General features: G+C 66.7%; 1 protein-coding gene. It reads left to right on the top strand.

The window, feature by feature from the left end; all coding sequences use genetic code 11:
- A partial coding sequence (locus XI08_RS09955) for a M16 family metallopeptidase (protein WP_271574277.1) occupies positions 1-1,003 on the top strand: 1,003 nt, incomplete at its 5' end.
- Positions 1,004-1,076 lie beyond the last annotated feature (73 nt).

Raw genomic sequence — 1,076 nt, 5'->3', positions numbered from 1 at the left:
GACCATGATGGAGTTCGAGGCCGATCGCATGACCGGTCTGATCCTCAAGGACGAGAACGTGCTGCCCGAGCGCGACGTCGTGCTCGAAGAGTACAACATGCGCGTTGCCAACAATCCGGACGCGCGGCTCAACGAGCAGATCATGGCCGCGCTCTATCTCAACCATCCCTATGGCCGGCCGGTGATCGGCTGGCATCAGGAGATCGAGAAGCTCGATCGCGAGGATGCGCTGGCCTTCTACCGCCGCTTCTACGCGCCGAACAACGCGATCCTGGTGATCGCCGGCGACGTCGAAGCCGCCGACATCCGTCCGCTGGTCGAGCGCAATTTCGGCTCCATCCCCGCCCAGCCCGCGATCCCGGCACGCCGCATCCGTCCGCAGGAGCCGGAGCCGGCGGCACCGCGCAGCGTCACGCTGGCCGACCCGCGCGTCGAGCAGCCGAGCCTGCGGCGCTATTATCTCGTTCCCTCGGCGACCACGGCTGCGGCCGGCGAGAGCGCGGCCCTCGACGTGCTCGCGCAGCTGATGGGCAGCGGCAGCAATTCCTATCTCTACCGCGCCCTCGTCGTCGACAAGCCGCTCGCGGTCTCCGCCAACGCCAGCTATTCCAGCATCTCGCTCGACCCGACGCAGTTCGCGATCTCGGCCGCGCCGAAACCCGGCGTCGGCTTCGCCGAGGTCGAGCAGGCGGTCGACGGCGTCATCGCCGACATCGCGCAGAACCCGATCCGCGCCGAGGATCTCGAGCGGGTCAAGACCCAGCTCATCGCGGAAGCGATCTACGCCCAGGACAACCAGGCGGTGCTGGCGCGCTGGTATGGCGGCGCGCTGACCACGGGCCTGTCGATCGAGGACATCAGGAGCTGGCCCGACCGCATTCGCGCGGTGACCGCCGAGCAGGTTCGCGCTGTTGCGCAAAAATGGCTCGAGAAGAAGCGTTCGGTGACGGGCTATCTGGTCAAGGACACTGCGACCACCAAGCGCGAGGAGAAGCGTTCGTGACCTATCCCTTCCTTCGCGCAAAACATTTCCGACGCACAAGGCACTTCGCGCTGTCCTTCGTCACCGGCGCGGC

The organism is Bradyrhizobium sp. CCBAU 11361, assembly GCF_028128935.1.
Taxonomy (GTDB): Bacteria; Pseudomonadota; Alphaproteobacteria; order Rhizobiales; family Xanthobacteraceae; genus Bradyrhizobium; species Bradyrhizobium niftali.
The sequence above is the reverse complement of the archived record's forward strand: the minus strand, read 5'-3'. Positions and strand labels throughout refer to the sequence as shown.